This window comes from Mycobacterium sp. URHB0021, from assembly GCF_054057895.1.
Genome location: NZ_JBSRZT010000001.1, coordinates 184,093 through 205,003, shown reverse-complemented (window position 1 = coordinate 205,003; position 20,911 = coordinate 184,093). Strand labels below are relative to the sequence as shown.

The 20,911-nt window shown below is 63.8% G+C and carries 16 protein-coding genes and 4 pseudogenes; 8 read left to right on the top strand and 12 right to left on the bottom strand.

What is annotated here, in order from left to right:
• Nucleotides 1–224 precede the first annotated feature (224 nt).
• Nucleotides 225–584 (bottom strand): hypothetical protein, encoded by a 360-nt coding sequence (locus ACVWWN_RS00910; protein WP_457142202.1) that lies wholly within the window; start codon nucleotides 582–584, stop codon nucleotides 225–227.
• Nucleotides 585–2,206: 1,622 nt separating this feature from the next.
• Nucleotides 2,207–2,563 (bottom strand): phosphoenolpyruvate carboxylase, encoded by a 357-nt coding sequence (locus ACVWWN_RS00905; RefSeq protein WP_457142201.1) that lies wholly within the window; start codon nucleotides 2,561–2,563, stop codon nucleotides 2,207–2,209.
• Nucleotides 2,564–2,634: 71 nt separating this feature from the next.
• Between ACVWWN_RS00905 and ACVWWN_RS00900 the strand changes: the two genes are divergently transcribed.
• A complete protein-coding gene (locus ACVWWN_RS00900) occupies nucleotides 2,635–2,976 on the top strand; it encodes a hypothetical protein (protein ID WP_457142200.1) in 342 nt (113 codons plus the stop codon).
• A gap of 88 nt (nucleotides 2,977–3,064) precedes the next feature.
• On the opposite strand, the gene ACVWWN_RS00895 is transcribed toward ACVWWN_RS00900, so the two are convergent.
• Both ACVWWN_RS00895 and ACVWWN_RS00890 read right to left on the bottom strand, forming a co-directional pair.
• Nucleotides 3,065–3,493: a LuxR C-terminal-related transcriptional regulator gene (locus tag ACVWWN_RS00895; RefSeq protein ID WP_457142393.1), complete on the bottom strand. Its 429-nt coding sequence runs from the start codon at nucleotides 3,491–3,493 to the stop codon at nucleotides 3,065–3,067.
• 386 nt (nucleotides 3,494–3,879) lie between these two features.
• Complete coding sequence (locus ACVWWN_RS00890; RefSeq protein WP_457142199.1) at nucleotides 3,880–4,404, bottom strand: sigma factor; 525 nt, start codon at nucleotides 4,402–4,404, stop codon at nucleotides 3,880–3,882.
• Nucleotides 4,405–5,680: 1,276 nt separating this feature from the next.
• On the opposite strand from ACVWWN_RS00890, the pseudogene ACVWWN_RS00885 reads away from it, so the two are divergent.
• The 4 genes and pseudogenes from ACVWWN_RS00885 to ACVWWN_RS00870 all read left to right on the top strand — a co-directional run.
• Nucleotides 5,681–5,779 (top strand): annotated as a pseudogene (locus tag ACVWWN_RS00885) (hypothetical protein); the annotation flags it as partial.
• 58 nt (nucleotides 5,780–5,837) lie between these two features.
• A complete protein-coding gene (locus ACVWWN_RS00880) occupies nucleotides 5,838–6,572 on the top strand; it encodes a hypothetical protein (RefSeq protein WP_457142410.1) in 735 nt (244 codons plus the stop codon).
• Between the two features lie 64 nt (nucleotides 6,573–6,636).
• Nucleotides 6,637–6,870, top strand: a complete 234-nt coding sequence (locus tag ACVWWN_RS00875; RefSeq protein ID WP_457142198.1) for a hypothetical protein — start codon at nucleotides 6,637–6,639, stop codon at nucleotides 6,868–6,870.
• Nucleotides 6,867–7,662, top strand: a pseudogene (locus ACVWWN_RS00870) (ATP-binding protein); the annotation flags it as partial. The gene ACVWWN_RS00875 and the pseudogene ACVWWN_RS00870, both read left to right, overlap by 4 nt.
• A gap of 127 nt (nucleotides 7,663–7,789) precedes the next feature.
• Here ACVWWN_RS00870 and ACVWWN_RS00865 read toward each other — a convergent pair.
• From ACVWWN_RS00865 to ACVWWN_RS00855, 3 genes and pseudogenes are all read right to left on the bottom strand, one after another.
• Nucleotides 7,790–8,287: a hypothetical protein gene (locus ACVWWN_RS00865; protein ID WP_457142409.1), complete on the bottom strand. Its 498-nt coding sequence runs from the start codon at nucleotides 8,285–8,287 to the stop codon at nucleotides 7,790–7,792.
• A 571-nt stretch (nucleotides 8,288–8,858) separates the two neighbouring features.
• The gene (locus ACVWWN_RS00860; protein WP_457142197.1) at nucleotides 8,859–9,848 is read right to left on the bottom strand and encodes an AraC-like ligand-binding domain-containing protein; all 990 of its coding nucleotides are present in this window, start codon (nucleotides 9,846–9,848) and stop codon (nucleotides 8,859–8,861) included.
• 400 nt (nucleotides 9,849–10,248) lie between these two features.
• Nucleotides 10,249–10,704: pseudogene (locus ACVWWN_RS00855) on the bottom strand (IS3 family transposase); the annotation flags it as partial.
• 195 nt (nucleotides 10,705–10,899) lie between these two features.
• On the opposite strand from ACVWWN_RS00855, the gene ACVWWN_RS00850 reads away from it, so the two are divergent.
• A complete protein-coding gene (locus ACVWWN_RS00850) occupies nucleotides 10,900–12,318 on the top strand; it encodes an IS30 family transposase (protein ID WP_457142392.1) in 1,419 nt (472 codons plus the stop codon).
• Here ACVWWN_RS00850 and ACVWWN_RS00845 read toward each other — a convergent pair.
• Nucleotides 12,313–12,738 (bottom strand): IS3 family transposase, encoded by a 426-nt coding sequence (locus ACVWWN_RS00845; protein WP_457142196.1) that lies wholly within the window; start codon nucleotides 12,736–12,738, stop codon nucleotides 12,313–12,315. The genes ACVWWN_RS00850 and ACVWWN_RS00845 overlap by 6 nt on opposite strands.
• Nucleotides 12,739–12,816: 78 nt before the next feature.
• Complete coding sequence (locus tag ACVWWN_RS00840; protein ID WP_457142195.1) at nucleotides 12,817–13,047, bottom strand: transposase; 231 nt, start codon at nucleotides 13,045–13,047, stop codon at nucleotides 12,817–12,819.
• Nucleotides 13,048–13,251: 204 nt separating this feature from the next.
• On the opposite strand from ACVWWN_RS00840, the gene ACVWWN_RS00835 reads away from it, so the two are divergent.
• Complete coding sequence (locus ACVWWN_RS00835; protein WP_457142194.1) at nucleotides 13,252–13,731, top strand: monooxygenase family protein; 480 nt, start codon at nucleotides 13,252–13,254, stop codon at nucleotides 13,729–13,731.
• Between the two features lie 768 nt (nucleotides 13,732–14,499).
• A complete protein-coding gene (locus tag ACVWWN_RS00830) occupies nucleotides 14,500–17,298 on the top strand; it encodes a helix-turn-helix transcriptional regulator (RefSeq protein WP_457142193.1) in 2,799 nt (932 codons plus the stop codon).
• A gap of 327 nt (nucleotides 17,299–17,625) precedes the next feature.
• Here ACVWWN_RS00830 and ACVWWN_RS00825 read toward each other — a convergent pair whose 3' ends face one another.
• From ACVWWN_RS00825 to ACVWWN_RS00815, 3 genes and pseudogenes are all read right to left on the bottom strand, one after another.
• The gene (locus ACVWWN_RS00825) at nucleotides 17,626–18,093 is read right to left on the bottom strand and encodes a transposase (RefSeq protein WP_457142192.1); all 468 of its coding nucleotides are present in this window, start codon (nucleotides 18,091–18,093) and stop codon (nucleotides 17,626–17,628) included.
• Nucleotides 18,094–18,102: 9 nt separating this feature from the next.
• Nucleotides 18,103–18,291: pseudogene (locus tag ACVWWN_RS00820) on the bottom strand (transposase); the annotation flags it as partial.
• 301 nt (nucleotides 18,292–18,592) lie between these two features.
• Nucleotides 18,593–20,809 carry a LuxR C-terminal-related transcriptional regulator gene (locus tag ACVWWN_RS00815; protein ID WP_457142191.1) on the bottom strand — a complete coding sequence of 739 codons (2,217 nt, stop codon included), beginning with the start codon at nucleotides 20,807–20,809 and terminating at the stop codon, nucleotides 18,593–18,595.
• Nucleotides 20,810–20,911: the final 102 nt, after the last annotated feature.

Below are 20,911 nucleotides of genomic sequence, written 5' to 3'. Positions count from 1 at the left end.
TCGTTGTGGTCCGCCGCTCCCAGCATCGTGGAACCAACGATCGGGGCCGTCGCAGTCGCGGAGATGAACTGTGACCGCCAGATCCACCGAGAAACCACGACTAATCCGAAGCCCGCCGGATTCAGTGCGATTACCGCCAGATACATCGAGACCGGACAAAACTGCTGCGCAGCAACGTATCCACCGCTAGGTTGACGTAACGTCGGTATCTGGCAGAGGGGGCGTCACGGCGAGCTTCGGCTTCCGACCCAAACGTTTCGCGAAGCGCTAGCGTCGAGAAGTCCGTAGAGGGGGTTGAGTTCGGCCGCGGTGCGGGTGTCGGTGCCGGCTCCGTCGACGTAGCGTTGCGAAGTCGTCGAGGTACTTGTTGCGGGCGTTCGGTGCGGCGGCAACGGGTGCGGTGCGGGTCCAGAGGAGTGGCCCGCACCGCTACCCACCTGCGCACCGTGCTGCGCGGCCAGCCTGGCGCGACGATCAACCTGGCCGCTCGCGCCGAGCCCCACCGAGGCCGCGCAGCACGGCGCCAACCACCTACGCCAGGCCAGCACCCGAGCGAGCCGCAGCGGCGACCACAGCGCCCGCACGGCACGCCACCACGCCGCCCAGCAGGTAGGGGGACTCAAAGTTCGGTAGCTGGCCAGCGCCTGAGCCTCCCGGATCGGTGTTTCTCCGCCCGCGTTGGTGAACGCGAGAATCGTCCATCAGGAGCGTTCCGTGGGATCATCAACGGAAGCCAATCAGCGGCCTGAAGTGGTCGACTCCAAATTCTGCGCGGCGCGCAACGGCGACGCCGTGTTTATTCGGAAAGTAAACGCCGAGCCCAATCTGCGGGCTTAGCTGAAGAACTAGTCAGCTGGCCCGACGCCAGTGCGACGTTCCACTGTTCTGCTGCCGATGTTCAAGATGGCTGGGGCCGCCATGCCCACCTGGATGGGGACCATAAAATCGGTGATGACACCGTGCGGAATCCAGCCCGTTGCCGAGAACCCGCCGAGGAGGACGAAGCCCGCCGCAAAGGGCCAGTAAACAGGTCCCTTAAGCCAGCTAGGCAGCTCCTCCACCCTGTGGAATCGGTACTCGGCAAGAGCAACGAACTGCAGGATGAGGCCACCGAGTAGCCCCCACAGCAATAGCTGCCACCAGTTCATCGAATCTTGTGGGGTGGCGTCCCTCCCATTGCCAGGAGCACCCACCTAAGTCGCTCCTGCCAGGTCTTCCCCCGTTTGGTGAGCCTGTAGTAATTCAACTCATCGCCTCTGGGGGCGATTGGCTGTCTCACTTCATCAGCCATCGATTCGAGGGCCTTTCGGACCTCAGGCTCGCTCACCTCAAGTTCTTTGGCCAGCGACCGAGGTATACGCCACGCTGCCTTCGAGTTGCGAAGCGCGCTGCGCACCCTATCGATGATTGCCGGCTGGGCAGCCACAAGAAGTTGAGGCCTCGGAGAGTCAGAGCGAGCTTAACAGACAGCGGACTAAATAGTCCTTAACGCTTGATCCCTGGGCGCGATCTCCTGCTGCTCCTGCGGGGCTGCGGCTCCATTGTCACCCATGGACGTGGCGTCGACCGCTTGTCGCCGCTACCCAATCGAAGTGCCAGCTAATCGGGCGAATCGCGACACAGCTTCCTTTGTGTCGACATGTCGCGCTGGATAGCTGGTTGCCACGGAAGTCCGTGGCGATTTGGAGTAATCGGCTCTACAAGCCGTAGATCGGCGCTGCTACTAAGCGGACTATAAGGTGCGCGCGTGGGGCTACCGGTATGGACTTTCTTCGGCGACGTGGTGCGTAAAACTCGAACACGTCCGCAACACATCAGGGATCAGCAACGTGCTGTTGCCGCAGTGTCGCGCACGCCTCGCATGAGCGCGCGCCCTGCCGGTCAGCGAACCTGGGTGAGTCACTTAGTGTTTGGCGCGCGCCTCCACACGAGGGGCACTGTGGGTCGGGCGCGATAGCCGCCTGCTGGTCACGGCGCTCCCAGACGGCCGCTCGTCGCCGCGCCACTACCTTGCGTCGTCTGCCCAGTTCATGCTGCCGCCGGGCGTCCTCGTCGTCGACGTAGCCGATCAGCCCGCCCGCGACCGAGGATCCCGCACAAATGGTTGCGGCGACGGCAAAATCGATTAGCTGACCGTCGATCAACATGAGGGCCGCGCAATCACCGGCCACCACAGCCACAAACAGGGCGGTCATGCGTAGTGGGGTCACGATGCCAGTACCTCGGGCCCGATCGGACGCACAGCGAAGACACTGCGCAGGTATCGAGTGGGACGCCCGCAGGCGCTGCACACCGGGTGAGTGCCGCACCGGGACGCCATTTCGCGTTTGTCGCCCACGTAGGTCGCCATCGCCCGATGCACAGTAGCCAGGCAGGCTTGGCAGAGCGTCTCGACGAGGTCGCCGTCTGGGCTTAGCCCTATCGGGTTGCATCCGTCGATGGCGTGTATGTCGTCGATCGCCCCCGCCGGCGCACCGCATGGAATGCCGGTCGACACCCGCTGGGTACTGCAGATGGGCCTCAGCGTGTGAAGTTGATCGTCGATCGCCGGGACGGTGTCCATCGCCGCATCTCCTTTCCGATGCGCCGATCGCCGGGTGAAGGCAGCCGCGCCCCGCATTTGATGCAGTAGCCGTGGTGTTCGCGCGGCGCCGCAGCCGTATTCAGTCGGTGATCGTTGAAATTGGCGACGTTTCATCTGGTTTTCTCCAATATGTGGCGATGGCGTTACGCAATGATCACGGCAGCCAGTTCGTCCACCTTCATCGCGACCCGTTGCTCGCTTATGCGGCCCCGAACGCAGATCCGGTACATGGTCGGCTGCATTTTACCGTCCGGTCGCCATCTGCTGAGTCAGCATTTACCGACGTGGGATGGCGGCGGCCAGGCTTTGTTTGTGCCGGTGTGGTCATGACTGACCAACGGCTGATCTCCCTTAGGTTTCCGCCGGGCGGGGTGAATCGTCATTACCCGTAGCGTGTGTTTACCCGGGTGAATACTGGCGGATTGTTTCGCCCCGCGTCGATGTGGGATCGGCCTGGATCGGGCGGGTGTCGCAGCCGGGTTAGAGTAGGCCGAGTTCTCGGGCGCGTTTGACTGCCGTGTTTCTGTCTTCTACGGCGAGCTTGCGGTACAGGGCGCGCTGGTGGCTTTTCACGGTGTTCAGTGAGACGTAGAGCCGCTGGCCGATCTCACGGCGCGATAACCGGGTGGTCAGCAGCCCAAGGACCTCGAGTTCCTTGGCCGTCAATTCCTCACCAACCGCGCACCCCTCGTTGCGCGTGGTGAGCGGGACGCTAGCGCTTGGCTCCGCCGCCGCCGTCTCGAGTCTGCAGGTCAGTTCGGTCATTCGATCGTTGAGACGGACAACATCACCGTCGCGGTACACACGATCACCGATCTCATCGGCGAGCGCCGCCGCGAGCCGGTCCCTGCGGTGCCTGAGGTCAGCCAGCTCGGCAAGCACCCACTCACGCTCCCGAGGCGTCAACATCACGCGGCGGTGGTACCCATCACATGCAGCGGAGACGGCAGGGGGGTTTCTATCATTGGGATTCTCCTTTCCTGTGACGCGCCCGGGTGGCGGGCTGTGCTTGTTGTCGGTCAGAGGGTTTGAGCAGAGCAGCAACGGTTTTCGCGGTGAGCCACCACTCGGCGTCATACCACTAACAGAGGCCGTAGTATGGCTCTAATTTTCATTGGCGGTGCGCTTATGTATCGCTAGAGGGTCGGGCGCGCCGAATACCGTTCGCGGCCGCAAAGGTGCGTCACGGTGGGTATGGACCGGTTATCTGTTTCGATTGTCATGCATGACCAGGGCCGACCGTAACTGTCGCCGCCCGCGATGCAGCCGCGACATCACTGTGGCGACCGGAGTGTTCATGATGCTGCATCTCTCTGCAGGAGAAGCCTTCCACGTCGGCGTAGTAGACGGCCATTCGCTGTGCTTCCCGCAACGCCAAAAGTTGGATTCTTGATCTCCATGTTCGGCAGAGATTCCAGGGCAGCGCTTTCAGCCGAGTGCATTGCGTTGTTGGTGCGGAGCCCATTTCCGGTCAGCTGCTGATCGGTGAGGTGATCGATGGATACTTCCACGGGCCTGCGCTTCTTTTTCCGGTGCTCACTGATCCAGGTGTTGTGCAGGTTACGGAACAACCACGCTGCGTGGTTTGCGCCGTCGCGGAACGACTGGAAACCCGCATACGCACGTGACATCGTTTCCGGCACAAGGTCATCGGCGTCTTGTTTGGTGCGCGTCGGGCGCACTGCGCGGGCGTAGAGCCGATCGAGCAGCGGAGTCACGTCGCGCTCAAATCGTGCGGCAAGTTCGGTCTCGGGCACTGGATGTGGCGAGCTCGCATATGTATTGCTGGCAATTCTGGTAACTGCGGCTGTGATGTTCACTAGTCCTCCTGTGGTTGAGGTTGTTGAGCCTGACCGCCTGGTCGTCTCCATTCGCGGGTAGCCCCGACGTTCGCATTGCTCACGCTGCCGCCGAACCCGTGATCACCCCGGGTGCCAGATGCCCAGTGTTTGCGGGCGCCTCGACGAGCCGTAGTCGGATGCCGAACCGAACTCGCAAAGGAGCCGGTGATGAAGCGGGCCGTGCCCTTGCTGAAGGGCCAGCCACCGACCACGTGCAAACCCGGGTTTGTGGATACCCGGGGGTTTCGGGAATTCACAGTCGCGGTGCGCGGCGTTTGACCCGACGACAGCTGCTTCATGCAACATGGGTGAAAGGAACAATCGTGGGTGCAGCGATCGATGACCCTCGCGCCGCTGGGGGCCGTCTGCCTCGGCATCGCGGCGACCTACGTCCAGCGGCTAGACCATAGGGCCAAAGGCGCTCACCATGTCAGCTGTGGGCTGTGACAACCGCCCACGAGGAAGCACGGAGAGCCGCGGCGGCTGCGTTCTGGCAACTTCCTGCCGCAAGTAGAAAGCCGACCTTGATCGACGTTCCGGACCTTAACGACTGAATCGCGACCGCATTGCAGTAAGCCACTGCGTCCCGCGCGACTTCCTCGGAGTCCCCGCGATGCGGTTGAGCATCTTTTCGAGCGTTCGCGTGCTGGTGAGTTCCTGACGCCACGGAAAGCCTGCAAGCACGGCGCGCGCCCGCACCCGGTAGGCAGGCGAACGCCACGATTAAGAAAACGCGCGCCCATCCCGTGAAGACGTACCGCTAGCACGGCGAAGACAGCTAGCGCCAACGTCATCAAACCAGTTGCCCCGGTGAGGGCGGCAGCAGCGCGCGAAGTCACCCAGCTGCGTAGGCGTTTTTCGGCCTTCAGCTCAGCCTCGATGAACGCGGCGTAGATCTTGCTACCCGGCTCAGCCATCGTGGCGCGGCCGGCTCAACCCTTACGAAAGATTGCGTCGGGGTCCTGGCCCTGAACCCGATATCGAACTCGATCCACGACCAATCCGGAGGCGAAGTCGCCTCGGATCCAGACCGCGTGTCACTGCCCTGATCAGATCCGCCTTGGCCCTCGGCGCTTGTCAGCTGGATTCGTGTCGGCTGCCAGGTGAATGGGACCACTTCAGAGCTGGTTTTGCCATGAGCATGGGACCACCTGTTTGCCATTGATGGGACCACCTGGCTGGCTGGGTTGCCAGTTATGGGACCACCCCGGCGTGGCGCGGGTTTCTCCGGTTGTTGGGCCGCTGTATTGGCCCAATGAGCTACCGGGAGGTATCGGTGATCGAGATCGTAGAAATGCTGCAGCTGTGGCTGCAGGGATTAAGGTTGCGGGAGGTGGCCCGGCTATCGGGCACCGACCGCAAAACGGCGCGACGCTACGTCGACCGAGCCCGTGCCAGTGGGCTGGACCGCGATGGCGGAGACGGTCACGGACTGCGAACCGGGCGCCGAGGTGCAGGTCGACTTCGGCCGCCTCGGGATGCTCACCGACGCCAGCGATGGTCGGCGCCGGGTCGTGCAGGGGTTGATCTTTACCGCGGTGTATTCGCGGCACATGTTCGTCTGGCCCAGCTACCGCCAGGCGCTCAAAGACGTGATCGCCGGGTTCGAGGCGGCGTGGGCGTTCTTCGATGGGGTGTCCGCCGTGGTGATCCCTGACAACATGAAAGCCATCGTCACCACCGCGCACGCGACCGAGCCCCGGCTCAACGATGCGTTCCGCGAGTATGCGCAGACGCGTGGGTTCGCCGTCGACCCGACGCGGGTCCGCAGCCCCAAAGACAAGCCGTGGGTGGAACGCATGGTGCAGTACGTGCGGTCGAATTTCTATGCCGGAGAAGACTTCCGGGATCTCGACGACTGTCGCAGTCGCGCCGAGCTGTGGTGTTCAGACATCGCCGGGCTGCGCATCCACGGGACCACCCGGTGCCGTCCGGCCGAGGTGTTCACCACCGATGAGTTGCCCACACTCACCCCCGCGCCCGAGGAGGTGTTCGACGTTCCGGTCTGGACGCATTCGAAGGTGGCTCCCGACCGGCATGTGCAGATCACCAAGGCCCTCTACAGCGGTGCCCGGGGAGCTGGTCGGCAAGCATCGAGGCCCGTGCTGATGCACACTCGGTCAAGCTGTACTGGCGTGGTGAGCTGATCAAGGTGCATCCGGTCGTGGCCCGGGCCGCCGGCACACCGATCCGGCCGATCTTCCCTCGGAGGTGTCGATCTATGCGATCTACCGGCTGCTCGGGCTGGTCCGCCGCCGCGGCGCCGAGGAGGTAGACGATGCGTGCCGCTGCGCCCTGGACGCCGAGGTAATCGACGTCGGGCTGATCGAGCTGATCCTGGCCCGCGGCGGCGGTGAACAACTGCCCCTGATACCGAAACCGCACGGTGCGCCGTCCCGGTTCGTCCGGGACGGCTCGGATTTCGCGGTGCGGAGGCCGTCATGACCCCGCAACGTCCCGATGCCGCACCGGCGCTCAAGCCGATCGAAGTCTCTGCCGAACTCAAAGCCCTGATGCGCCGCCTCAAGCTCGGGCAATTGCTCGACACGCTGCCGGAGCGGTTGGCGTTGGCCCGCACCAACCGACTGCCCCACCACGACTTTCTGGAGTTGTTGTTCGCCGATGAGGTCACCCGTCGTGACCGCGAATCCGCGGCACGGCGCGCCAAGGCCGCCCACCTCGATCCGGCGATGCAGTTGCAGGCCTGGGACCACTCCGCCGCCGTGGCGTTCGATCAACAGTTATGGGCCGAGCTGACCTCACTGCGGTTTCTCGCCAATGCCTACAACGTGCTCGTCATGGGCCCGGTCGGCGTGGGAAAGACGTTCCTGGCCAAGGCATTAGGTCACATCGCGGTACGGCGGCATCACAGCGTGCACACCGAACGCGCCGACAAACTGTTCAAACGCCTACGCGGGGCACGCCTCGACGGCAGCTACGAAGACGAGATGCGCAAACTGCACCGCGTCGAACCACTGATCATCGACGACCGCGCGCTGCACCGCCTGGAAGCCACCGAGACCACCGACTTCTACGAAATCATCGTCGAACGCCACCGCACCGCATCGACCGTCATCACCAGTAACCGCGAACCACCCGAAATCCTGACCATGATGGCCGACCCGCTGCTGGCCCAATCCGCGATGGGACCGACTGCAGTCAGCGGCCTACGAAATCGTCGTCGAAGGCGAGTCCTACCGACAACGTCAAAAGCCCGACCGAAAAAGCCGGCCCCTCCGACTCCGTCGGATTGACCGGCAACCACCCTTTCGGCCACTATCAACGCACGGCCTACAACCAGAACAACCCGGTCCCATGCTCATGGCAAACCAGAGGTCCCATCACCCTGGCAGGCGACAATTCGTCACTGCCGCCTCCTCATGTAACTCATGGCCCGCAACTCGATCCTAGCGGCGCTCGCCTGCGCTCGACGTTTGCTGCGCACGGCGCGTTTCAACTGCGCGAAAGAACAAAATCCTGACCAGGCCCGAGGGTCAGGTACCCCGGTGCCTTGAATAATCTTGGTAGCGGATGCGAGGGTAACGTTTCCCTTCATGGACAACAGGTGGCACAAAGCAGAGCTGCCTGACGACTTGCCGATCACTAGGGATCTGCGAAAAGCCTTCTCCGAACTGCGGGAGTCGTACGGCACCGACCGCCGGTCTGCCACTGGGGCTGATGACTGAACGTTGTATCTGGGTGAAGCAATTTTCAGGCTGGAAAGCAGGATTGCGGAGCTAGAGCGCGTGTTGGCAGGCAGCGCCTGACTCTCAGCGCGGAACCACTCCGCGGTGTCGGCGATGCCGTCCTCATTGCTGACGCTGTGGCCGATCTCCTTGATGAGCGCGGTGTTGTCGGGCACAAGGCGAGGACGTCGGCCATGCCTGGGTCAGCAGCGATGAGGGTGATCCAGTGCTTGTGGCGTGCTGGCAGACAACATCATCAGCGTGCTCGACCCGTCACCGTGACGAATTGATTTCAGCAGGGGTAGCTGTACGCATGCTGATGTTGGGCAGCCACCACGGATAGGCCGACGCGTCGCAGCCTCCAGTCGTGGAGGTATGCGCATTTAATTGCGGATACCAGGCGACACGCCGTCGCTTGTCATGATCATCTGTAAAAATGGACCTGGACCGGACACGTTTGGCGACGAAAAACTATTGCAGTACAGCATAATACGGACCAAGCTGACATATCATCATGCCGCATCCTCGGTTACCGATCTCGTTGGCGTGGCGTCCCCCGCCGGGGGAGTGGCGAGTGCGGACACTTGGAGGTATCCGTTGGCCTTCTTCTCGGGGCTGAAATCTCCTCTCAGACTTGCCTCCTCGCCAACGATGACAGCGTGATAGCCTGCGGCGTTGAGCCGATCGTGAATCGGCTACGCGCGTGCGGGGTGCGGCTCGAACCGATCCCATGCCGAATTACGACCCCTATTCTGGTTGCGCTTGAACGGTTACCCCGCGGTGGGCGGCGGGATTCGTCGACGAGTCGTTGGCAGTCTTATTGTGCGCATCAGCAGACGGTTGTGCGGGTTCTCTGTTCTGCTGCCGGAATTCTCGTGGTGACACCCCGTAAGCTTCTTTGAACAGGCGTGAGAAATGCGCATGGTCGACCAAGCCGTGACGTGCGCATATGGTGCCGATACTGTCTCGGGTCAGCCTGTGGTCGTGGAGATCGCGGCGGCAACGCTGGAGCCGACGTCGTCGGATCCATCCGGCCACGGTCAGCTCCTCTGCCTTGAATAGCATTTGTAGATAGCGAACTGAGATGTGGTGTGCTGCGGACACCATCGATGTGTCGAGCCCAGGGTCGGCGAGGTGAGCCTCGATGAAAGACTTGGCACTGTGCAGGACTGCCGCGCCGGGTGCGGTGCTGACTTGCATTGTGTACCCACCGAACGTCGCGGAGATGAGGTCCAGGACGGCGTCTTCGAACAGCGGCGGCACCGACACGGCGGTGTTAGACAAGCTCTGCCCTAGACCGGATAATAACGGAGATAGCAATGAACCCATGCCTTCGCCACCTCGGATGGCCAGCGCTGCAAACGTTTCCACGCTCGACGGCAGTCGGAGCCGATCGCGCGGGATCATCAAGAAGAGCATGGTGAAGTGGTTCTCGTAGCGCCACGCGTAGGGCTGGCTTGTTTCGTAGATGACAAAGTCGCCGGGAGTCAGCGCTGCCTCGCGGTCGTGTTGGACTAGCAGTCCATTACCACGAATCTGCACACCAACCTTTATCAGGCTTGGGTCGCTCCTACGAATGGTCGAGCGGGTGCGGTGGACATCGAACGAGCCGGCCCTGACCTGTTGGAGTTGCAGCGATCCGAGCGCTCCCAGAGTCAGACCACCGTCGGAGGGGAAGCCGATGTCATTGCACCTACACTGACAGTCACGACATCTGTCGTTCGGCACAAACTCCATCGGAAGGGCGGAGGCGTTGTAATGCTCGCGCCATCTCTCAAGTACATCGCTAGCCACTCGCAACTCACAGTCGTCCCGTCGAACTCACAATTGTCCCCCGGGGGTAGTCTAAACTATCGCGGACTATATAGTCCACGTAGGTACCTCCTTGTGGTGGTCCTGCACCGCCAACTGGTCGCCGGAGGCGTCGCCGTAGCGTTGCGGCGTACGACGATCCCGACTGCGCAATCAGCACGTATCTCGCACCCAGCGACACAAGAACTCACTCGCCGCGCCGTCTGGACTGTCGTCGGACCGAGTCTTCCCCGACACAACCTCGACCATTCTGCTCAGTGAATCGCCCTAGTTCTGCCGGAGGCTCTGATGTGCCCCGGGTTCGGTGGTGTCGTCATACTTGGTTTCAGGCCACGGGTTGGGCGGTTTGATGGTGCAGTTCGAACTTTATCGGAGTGCGCATTCCGAGAGCGGAATGACGTCTTTGGCGGTTGTGAAAGATCTCCAGGTAGTCGAAGATGGCGTTTGCCAGCTCGATGCGCGTCTTCCAGCGTTTGCGGTTGAGTAACTCGGTTTGCATTCTGTCCCAGAATGATTCGATCATTGCGTTGTCATAGCAATCCCCGATCGAGCCCATGGACGGCACCAGCCCTGAGCGCTTGGCCCGATCGGTGAATGCCCAAGAGGTGAATTGCACGACGTGGTGGGAGTGGATGATGCCACCGCCCTGCGGATCGCGGTTGGCGATGGCCATGCTCAGCGCATTGGTGACCAGCGCTGCGGTCTGGCTGGAGTCGATCGACCAGCCGACGACCCGGCGGGAGAAGGTGTCGAGCACCACCGCGCAATACACCTTGCCTTCGTAGGCTTGGGTTCCAGTAGTCGTTGCAACACTTCACGAAGGGTGGCGATGTTGTCGGGACCGAAGTACAGCAAGGAACAGAAGGCGCAGTTCTTTGAGCTGCTCGACAGAGATGGCAGTGTAAGGGCGGCCGCTGATGCGGCAGGGGTGAACGTCCATGCGGCATATAGCTGGGTCCGACAGGCCGGGCTGGTGATGCAGCGGCGTGCACCACGCAGGTACACCGAACAGGAGAAGGCCGAGTTTCTACGGCTGGTAGCGGAGCGGCTAAACATCTCGACCGCTGCTCGCGACACGGGGATTCATCGCCCCACGGCGTACGCCTGGGCGCGTAAGGCCGGGATCTTCACCAGTGAGGCCCGCAAGGTCAATCCGCGCCGGGAGGAGTTTCTGCGACTTCGCTCCGAGGGGCTCACGCGGCGCGAAGCCGCCAGGAAGGTCGGTGCCGACAACCGTTCGGCTACCGACTGGGATAAAGGCATCACGATCATCCATCGTGGCCGGGTCTACCCGGATGGTCGCATTGTGCGCTACCCGGAGCCGACAATCACAACCATGAAGCCTGCACGTCCCAAGCGCCACATCGGCGGCACCGTCGACTTGAACCGGGTTGAAAAGGTTATTGATCCGCGTTACTTGAGCCTGCTCGAGCGCGAGCACCTCAAGGACCTACACTCGACGGGTATCTCGATCCGCAAGATCGCGGCCGCGATGCAGCGGGCGCCGTCGACGATCAGCCGAGAATTGAAGCGCAACACCGTGTCCAAGTCCGGGTACCTTCCACACACCGCGCATCGGTTGTCCGCGCAGCGCCGGATTCGCGAGCGCCCGCTGAAAGTGCTTGCCAGCACTGAGCTGCTGGCCTACGTCAAGGCCAAACTGAAGAAGAAGTGGTCGCCGGAGCAGATCAGCAATCGGCTGTCCAGAGACTTCCCTGACCGGCCGGAGATGCAGGCGCGCACCGAGACGATCTATCAGGCGATCTACGTGCATGCCCGCGCTGAGCTCAAGCGCGAGTTGGTTAGCGGGTTGCGTCGCGGTCGCGGAGTCCGTAAGCCGCAGAGAAGATCCGATGCGCGTCGGCCCCGGTTCGTCGACCCGATGAAACCAATCAGTGAGCGACCGGCCGAGGTTGGCGATCGCGCCATCCCGGGCCATTGGGAGGGCGACCTCATCATCGGCGCCAACCAAGGATCAGCGATCGCCACTTTGGTTGAACGGTCCAGCCGCTTTGTGATGCTCGGGCTGGTTGGGCGCGACCGCAGCGCCGAGATTGTTCGTGACACCCTCATCACGACCGTTTCCCGGCTGCCCGAAACGCTGCGCGGCACGCTGACCTGGGACCAAGGCGCCGAGTTGTCAGAGCATCGCGCATTCACCGTCGCGACCAACATGGATGTCTATTTCTGTGAGCCGGCGTCTCCCTGGCAACGCGGCAGCAACGAGAACACGAACGGGTTGCTGCGCCAGTACTTCCCGAAGGGACTTCACCTGTCGCATCAGTCCGTCGAGCATCTTGAGGCGGTCGCCGACGAACTCAACACCAGGCCACGAAAGTCACTCGATTGGCAGACCCCAACGGAACGTCTTGCTGCTTTAATGAACGCGTCATAATGCCGACCGTTGCAACGACTGCTGGAATTCAAGAGGTTCGATGCTCAGTGATGTCGGTGACCCACAACGTTTTGGCGCCTCGCGTGTGAACATTCGCTCGACCAGATCGGCGGCCGTCGGTGTCTCGTGACGGGGCCGAGGACGGCGGTTGCCCGGCAGCCCCTTGATCGCTGCCCGCGCCATCAACAATTCGACCTGGGTGTGACCGACCTGCAGTCCGAACCCGAGGGTCAGTTCAGCGTGGACCCTGCGGGCACCGTAGGTGCCTGTGAGGCGCTGTGCACGGCACGGATCTGTTCGGCCAGCCACGCATGACGGACGGCCTGCGCTGACGGCGGGCGTAAGCGCCACTCGTAATAGCCCGATTCGGCCACCGAACAGTCGACACGCCAGCTGCACGGGCAGTCCTCCTGCGGCCATCGTGGCTATGGCCGCATACCGCTTTTTGGGTCATCCGGCTCCCGCAGCAGCTCACGAGCCCTTTTCAGGATGGCTACCTCATTCTCCAGCTCGCGGATGCGCTTGGCGGCCGCAGTCAGCATCGGCTTGTTCGGCGCGGTTCAGACCGGGTAGTTGCCCGGTATCGATCAGTTCCTGTTTGCGGCAGCCGTAGATCGTTTGGTCACTGATGCCCAGATCGGCAGCGATCTGGGCGACGGGGCGGCCAGAGGCCACCAGATCGAGCACCTTACGGCGGAACTCCTCGGGATAACGCTTCGGCACGGACACGGCTCCTTCGACGGACGTCTTGACCAAAAGTCAAGCAAACCAACTCCGTGCAACCCGGGGCACATCAGCCGCGGTCGCCGCGACTGTTCCAAGCTCTTGTTCGTGATTTTGCAAAGACTGGTTCGCTCACACACAAGCCTTCCGGCTGCTGCCGTCGGATTCTGGTGTCTGGCCACTAAAAAATCCATGTTTAACGGAGGGCTCATGACTCTCGACCGCCAAACGGTCGATCTCAGCGAGTATCCCGATCTCGTCGTGATCCATTTCGGCCTGCGGGTGCGGCGACGACGTGGGCTATCGCCGTTGCTGAGGTTCGGTCCCCAAATCCAGAAGTCGCGGTGCCAGCCACCTGATGGATTGTTGCTCCACGAGGATCTGATCTGGTCGCTGATCCCGCCGCATCTCGGAATGTGCCAATATTGGCGCGACCTCGACAGTTTGAATCGGTGGTGCCGCTCAGAACCGCATCGGCTGTGGTGGCAACAGTTCATTAAGGAAGCCGGCGAAACCGGCCTTTTTTGGCACGAAACGCATCTGAGAAGCGGTGGCATAGAGGCGGTCTACGACGATACAAATCCAACAGGCCTCCCGTGTCGCGCCGCTTATTACAGCACGAAATGCGCACTCCTCATCTCGTCGACGAGCGGCCAGGACGACTCGCTTGCAAACCACCCGTTGTCATAGACCAGGATTACAAGACTCGCCAGACCAGGCGGGAAAGCGCCATGAGATTTCTGCCAAGCCACACACAGACGTCCGAGCGGAGCGCGCCCGCAAAGGACGACCGCATTTGGGGGACCCGAGTCGTTGCCAAACTGAACACCCGATGGTTGGCCCGTTTCCCTACCGCATCGCGACTTGTCACTGACCGGCCTGGCACGACGGGTGGTCGAGCTATGCGATCACCTGGGCCAGGCTCGTTTGACCTGGCGGCCAACAACACTGGTGGCCCGGTCACACAACACGTCGCCGCTCACCTCAGCGACCAATTGTCGACGCTGACACTGACTAACTGCGACACCGAAGGAAACACCCCACACTCCCCGTTCATACCCGTCACAGCTGCAGGACGCCTAGTTCTCTTGGCGAGAGTGGGGTCCACGGCTCGCTGCCAGCCGCCGGGGCTAATGTTTCGTGGGTTGACTGCGGACTATCCGCATCCAGGTTGCGCAGCCCTGTCGTCAGTCGACCTGGCCACTGTAAGAACCCCACTGGCACAACTCAAGTTGCCCGCACTCATCGCCTGGGCAACCGGCGATGTGTTCTTCCTCCTCAAATGTGCGCCACACTTCAGCGACGTGATCCCAGACAGCACCGAAGTCGCCACACTCGATGGTGCGCGGAAGCACTTCCCGGCCTACCGCGCCGGCGAATTCCTACCGCTACTGCAACAACACTGGGCGCATCACTGTGAATGACCTTGCATTGCACCGCAATCACCAACGTGGGGATGTGACAAGACTGGCTGTCGAGGCTCGGTGGGATGTTCTGATCGGTCGGCGTCGCGAACTCGAGATGCTCGCCGAGATGCTGGGCGAGGTACGGCTGGGATACAGCCGCGTGCTGGTCGTTCGCGGCGAGGCGGGGGTCGGCAAGACCGCGCTGCTCAACCAGGCGGTTGCGCACGTCGCTGATCTACACGTTACCCATGTCTCGGGGGCCGAATCGGAGGCGGAGCTGGCCTTCGCCGGCGTGCACCAGGTGTGCGCGCCGCATCTGGACGGGCTCGATTATCTGCCGGCTCCGCAACGTGCGGCGCTAACCACCGCCCTAGGCCTCGAGGAGGGAAGGCCGCCGGACCGGTTCCTCGTCGGGCTGGCCGTGCTGACTTTGCTTGCAAATGCTGCCGCCAAGCAGCCCCTGGTATGCGTGGTCGACGACGCGCAGTGGCTCGACAGTGCGTCGGTGCGGACGCTGTCGATCGTCGCGCGGCGGCTGCGGGCTGATGCCGTGGCAATGGTCTTCGCCGTCCGCGACGGCGAGGAGAACCCGCATCTGGCGGACCTGGAGCGGCTGCCTGAGCTGGTCCTGAACGGGCTTGACGACCGGGATTCGCGGGCCCTGTTGGCGACGACGATACCCGGTCCGATGGACGAGCGGGTGCGCGAGCGCATCCTCGCCGAGGCGCGGGGCAACCCGTTGGTCCTGTGGGAACTGCCGCGTGCGGCGAACTCACCCGCGCTCGCCGGAGGCTTTGGACTGGTTGGCCAACGACGGCCGCTGGCGCGACGCATCGAACGCAGCATCGCCGCGCAGCTGGCCGCACTGCCCGCGGACACCCGGCTCCTGTTGCTCATCGCGGCCGCCGAACCGGTGGGCGAGGCGGCGCTGCTCTGGCGCGCCGCCGAACACCTCGGTGTGGCGGAATCGGCCGCGGAACCGGCGGAGACAGCGGAGCTGATCACCATCGGCCGTCGGGTGCGGTTCCGCCACCCGCTGGTACGGTCCGCCGTCTATTGGTCGGCGTGCGGCGCTGACCGTCGGCGCGTACACGAAGTGCTCGCCGACGCGATCGATCGCGCGGTCGACGCCGAGCACAGCGCGTGGCACCGCGGTAAGGCGGCGACGGGTCCCGACGAGGCGATCGCGGCCGAGCTGGAGCGGATGGCCGAGCGCGCCCGAGCCCGCGGCGGAGTGGCTGCGGCCTCGGCGTTCCTTGCGGATGCGACCGAGCTAACTCCGGATCCTGTCGAGCGCGCGCGCCGCGCTCTGGCGGCGGCGCGGGCGAAGATCGACGCCGGGGCTCCGGACGCGGCGCTGCAGCTGGTCGCGCATGCGCAGGCCGCACCGCCGGAACCCATGCTGCAGGCCCAGATTGAGGTGGTGCGCTCGCAGATCGCGTTCGCCATGAACCGCGGTCGCGACGTGCCCGCGTTACTTCTGTCTGCCGCAGAACACCTGCGGGACCTCGATCCGCCGCTGGCGCGCGAGACCTACCTCGAGGCACTGATGGCTTCGGTGTTCGCCGGCCGGCTCGTATGGGCGCAGGACTGCAACTCAGCCGGGGTGGCTCGCGCCGCGCAGTGGGCCCCGCCGGCGCCTTCGCCGCCCCGGGCGGTCGATCTGCTGCTCGACGGCCTCGTGCTGCGGTTCACCAAAGGCTACGTGTCCGCGGCCCCTACCCTCACGCGCGCCGTGCGGCAGTTCCGGTTGGACGACGACTCCGGCACCGCCGGACTGCGCTGGTATGCATTCGTCGGCCGGATCGCATTCGACCTGTGGGACCAACAGTCATGGGATGACCTGGCGGTCCGCCAGGTACAGATTCTGCGGGAACAGGGTGTGCTGACGCTGCTGCCTGTTGCGCTGGCCTACCGCGCCGGTGTGTGCGTGCACGCGGGCCGGTTCGACGAAGCCGCCGCACTGCTCGAGGAGTCCGGCGCCATCAGCCAGGCCACAGGTACACCGCCGCCGTTATACATCGAGCCGATGCTCGCCGCCTACCGCGGGCAGCAGGCCCGCACGCTGCAGCTCGTGCGCACAAGCCTGCACAGCGCCACCGTGCGGGGCGAGGGATTGGTGATCCCGTTCGTGCAGTACGCGGCAGCCGTGCTACACAACAGCCTTGGCCAGTACCGCGAAGCGCTGACCGCCACCAACCGGGCCGTGGAGCACGACGACATCGGTATGTACGGTTACGTTCTCCTGGAGCGGGTCGAGGCCGCCGCTCACTGCGGGGAGACCCGGATCGCCACCGACGCCGCGCGGGAGCTGGCCGACCGCGCCGGTGCGGCGGGGACCGAGCTGGCGCTCGGCGTCGCGGCTCGCTCGCGCGCCCTGCTGGCCCAGGGAGCCGCAGCCGACGAGCTGTACCGCGCCGCCATCGAGCACCTTGGGCGCAGCAAAGTCGACGTGCTGCAAGCCAGGGCTCAGCTGCTCTATGGCGAATGGCTACGCCGGCAACGCCGTCGCAACGAAGCGGTCAACCAGCTGAGGCGGGCCCGCGAAACATTCCGGCGCGTGCGCGCCGACGGGTTCGCGGAACGCGCGCGCCGCGAGCTCGGCGCCGCCGGGGACGTCGTGGAAGCACCCGTGGTGTCGCTGACGGAACAGCTGACCGGACAGGAGACCAACATCGCGCAACTGGCTGCCGAGGGTCACTCCAACATCGACATCGCCGCGCAGCTGTTCCTCAGCCCACGCACGGTCGAATGGCACCTGAGCAGAACCTACGGAAAGCTCGGCATCGCCTCGAGAAGGCAGCTGAAGGCGACGCTCGCAGGCAGCGGAGAACACCGCAGCCGGCGATGAGACCCAACGATCCCCGCTTCTCACCACGGGCCCGTTACTGCCGAAGTGCTACAGCGAGCAGTTCCACGCCGCCTCACGCGGCGCTTCTCGTGCCCATTGGATATCGTCGGTATCAGTTTCTGTCGTGATCGTCACTGGGGTGAAGGGCTACTTGAGCGCCGGCGGCAGCGTGCAAGATAGTGACTCGGTGCCGCTTGCGGCGTGTCTAATAAATGGGGCAGCCACAGGGTGATGGCGCGTAGGACTGCTGCGCCGCGGTATACGATAGCGAGTTTGTTGTAGCGGGTTGCCAAGCCGCGCCATTGCTTGACGTCATTGAAGTTTCGTTCAACGACGTTGCGTCCTTTGTAATCCTCGGCGTTGAGGGCCGGGGGCCGGCCTCCTCGAGCGCCGCGGCGCTTGCGGTGGGCGATCTGGTCGGAGGGTTCGGGAATGACCGCGACAATCCCGCGCTGCCGCAGCCGTTCGCGTTGCTCGGCTGGAGTAGGCCTTATCGCCGCGGATGCGGGCCGGGCGCGTGCGTGGCCGGCCACCGCGGTAATGGTCGACTTTCAAGTGCGCAAGCAAATGCTCCAGCACGGGGCCGTCGTGGGCTTGGCCGGCGCCCACGAGCACTACCAAAGGTCTTCCTCGTCCGTCGACGAGGTGATGAATCTTGCTGGTCAGCCCGCCGCGGGAGCGGCCAATGCCATGGTCAGGCGGCGCGCTGGCCAGATTCGTGTAATTCGACCCAGCCCTGGTGCCGCGGGTGATGTTCGTGGCGTGTTGGTGAGCACGGGCAATCGTGGAATCCACCGCCACCGCTCAGTCGATGGCCCCGGCTTCGTCGGCAGTGGCCAGCAACCGAGCCAGCACGACATCGCAGGTGCCTTCGGCGCTCATCCGTCGGTGCCAGGTCCAGATCGTCTGCCACGGTCCGAACACCTCGGGCACCTCTCGCCAGGCGATCCCACACCGGTACCGGTAAATAATCCCCTCGACGACCTGGCGAGCATCTCGAAAGGCCTGCCCTTCTTACCGGTTCGCGCTGGTAGAAGCTCTTCGATCAACGACCACTGGGCATCGGTGAGCAACTGTAAAGGTGATATCCCCTAAGTCTCAGCCGAAACACCAGAAACATTCGTCAGACACGCCCTAGGCGACGATGATGATGCTGGCGATGCGCCGCGGCCGGCGGGGCCGGCTGACTTTCCGAAACATACGGGACTTTTTGTGCAGGGCGATACGGCACGTTCCCCGGCGGGAGGGGTTGTCCGACCCCTCGATCTACGGCGCGAGGCTGCTCACGTCAGGGTTAGCGCAGGCCGAGCTCGCGCGCTCGTGTGACCGCCGCGGTGCGGTTCTTAACGCCCAGTTTGCGGTACAGGGCGCGTTGGTGGGTTTTCACGGTGTTCAGTGAGACGTAGAGTCGCTGGCCGATCTCACGGCGCGACAGCCGGGTGGCCAGCAGCCCAAGGACCTCGTGTTCTTTGGCGGTGAGCGCTTCTGCGACCGTGACCCGCGGATTACCGGCACCCACCTTGACCGCCGTACTGCGCTGTGCCGCGGTGAGCAGCCTGCCAACGATGCCGGCATCAGTGCAGCGCCGCAACAGCATCGCCGCCTCGTTGCAGCCAGCCTGGCGTTGGGAGTGTTGGAGGTGTCCGAGGATCTCGTCCCGGGTAAGCAGCGCGTTGGCCACCTCGAGGATTCCTGCGCCGCGCCGTGCCAACGCGACAGCCATGTCGGCGGCTTCCGCGGCTGCGGCTGTATCGCGGCGCATATCGAGGATGATGGCCGTCGCAAGAGACACGGTCATGTCCACGAAGTGCTCCCCGTCGGCCAAGTCCCTGCTGTTGCCGCTGGCACGCCGGATCAATTCGTCGGCCGCAGCCAGCTCACCTTGGTGGGCCGAGATCATTGCCAGATAGCCCAACGCGTAGCGGTGCGCGACCAGGTTGCCGACTTTCTCGGCCAGTGACACGGCCGTCCGGAAGGCGCCCTCGGCGTCGTGGGTGTCGCCGGAGAAGTACAGCGCAGCTCCATAAACACAGTAGGCGACCGGCCCGCCAACCGGCGCGTCGCCAAGGTCGAGACTGATCGCCCGTCGCGCCGTATCGAGTGCCGCAGGAAGGTCGCCGGACCTGAAACGGTGCACTGCCCGCAGCACGACGCCCTTCTCGCCGATGTTGTCAACGTCTGTGCTAACGCCTGCGCGCGCGGCCTGGACCGTCTCCATCCAGCCGCCGGCGTCGTCGAGGTGGCCCGAGTCCAGAGCAACCCACGCCCGGGCAAAGCTCAACCGCGGGCTACCTGACACGGTCGAGGGTGGCAGCACGTCCAGCCAGCCTGAGACTGTCGACAGTCGGCCTAAGTTGAACGCGGTGGCCCAGCTGGCGGCGATCAGCTCTGCCGCGCCTTGCATGTCACCAGCGGCCACCAGCTGGTGTATGGCCTCGTCAGTGAGGCCCTCGCCGGCAAACCAGTCCGAGGCCCGCTGGTGGAGGCTGGCGATCAGACCTGGCTCGCTTCGGTGTAATTCGGTGCGCAGCAAGTCCGCGAACAGCTGGTGATATCGATACCAGCGCCGGGAAACATCCAGCGGCAACAGAAACAGATTGTCCCGCTCGATGGTCTCCAGTACCGACGCCGAGCCGCTTGTTTGCAGCACCGCGTCGCACAGCGCCCCGGTCAACCTACCCAGCAGCGAGGTCCGCAGCAGAAAGCTGCGGATGTGTTGCGGCTGACCATCGAGCACCTCGGCGATCAGGTAGTCGACGATGTGACGGTTGCCGCCGGCGAAGGTCTGGATAACCGCTGCCACATCGGTGCGACCGGCCAACGACAGCCCGGCGAGATACAGGCCGGCGGCCCACCCCTCCGTGCGGCGAAACAGCAGTTGGACTTGCGCGTCGGTCAACTTCAAATCAAGCACGCCGTCAAGCAGGTCCGCGGCTTCACTAGCCTGAAAGCGCAGCTCCTCGGCCCGCATCTCCAGCAGCTCGCCGCGGGCGCGCAGCCGCGCCAACGGCAGCATCGGGTCCGAGCGGGTGGCGATGACCAGCCGGAAAGTCTGAGGCATCCGTTCGACGACGAAATCCATCTGCTCGTGCACGGTCCGATTTTCAACAAGGTGATAGTCGTCGAGGACCAACGCGATCTGGTAGTCGATGGCGGCCAACTCGTTGAGGAGGGTGGGCAGAACCACCTGCCGAGGGTCTGCGCCCCTCTTGATGAGCTCGAGAGCACGCGGCGCCACCCCGGGACTGACCTTGGCCAGCGCCGCGATCGCGCCGGCCCAAAATTGCACCGAATCATTATCAGATGCATCAAGGGACAGCCAGCCGCGCCGACGGCGGTCATCGCCGCGGATCACCCATTGCGCCAAAAGCGTCGTCTTGCCCCAGCCCGCCGGCGCACTAAGCAACGTGACCTTGCGAGAGGGTTCCGCCGAAAGGATCTCGATCAGCGCCGCCCGTTCGATGAGCTGAGGGCGGATGGCCGGTAGCGCGGATTTGGCGCCAAGCAGCACTGGCGGCCCGCCACCTTCAGAGCATGATTCGCCGTCGAGCTCGAAGGGTGTTCTTCCGTGCCGTACGTATCCGACGACCGGTCCCGAATGTCGATGCGGCCC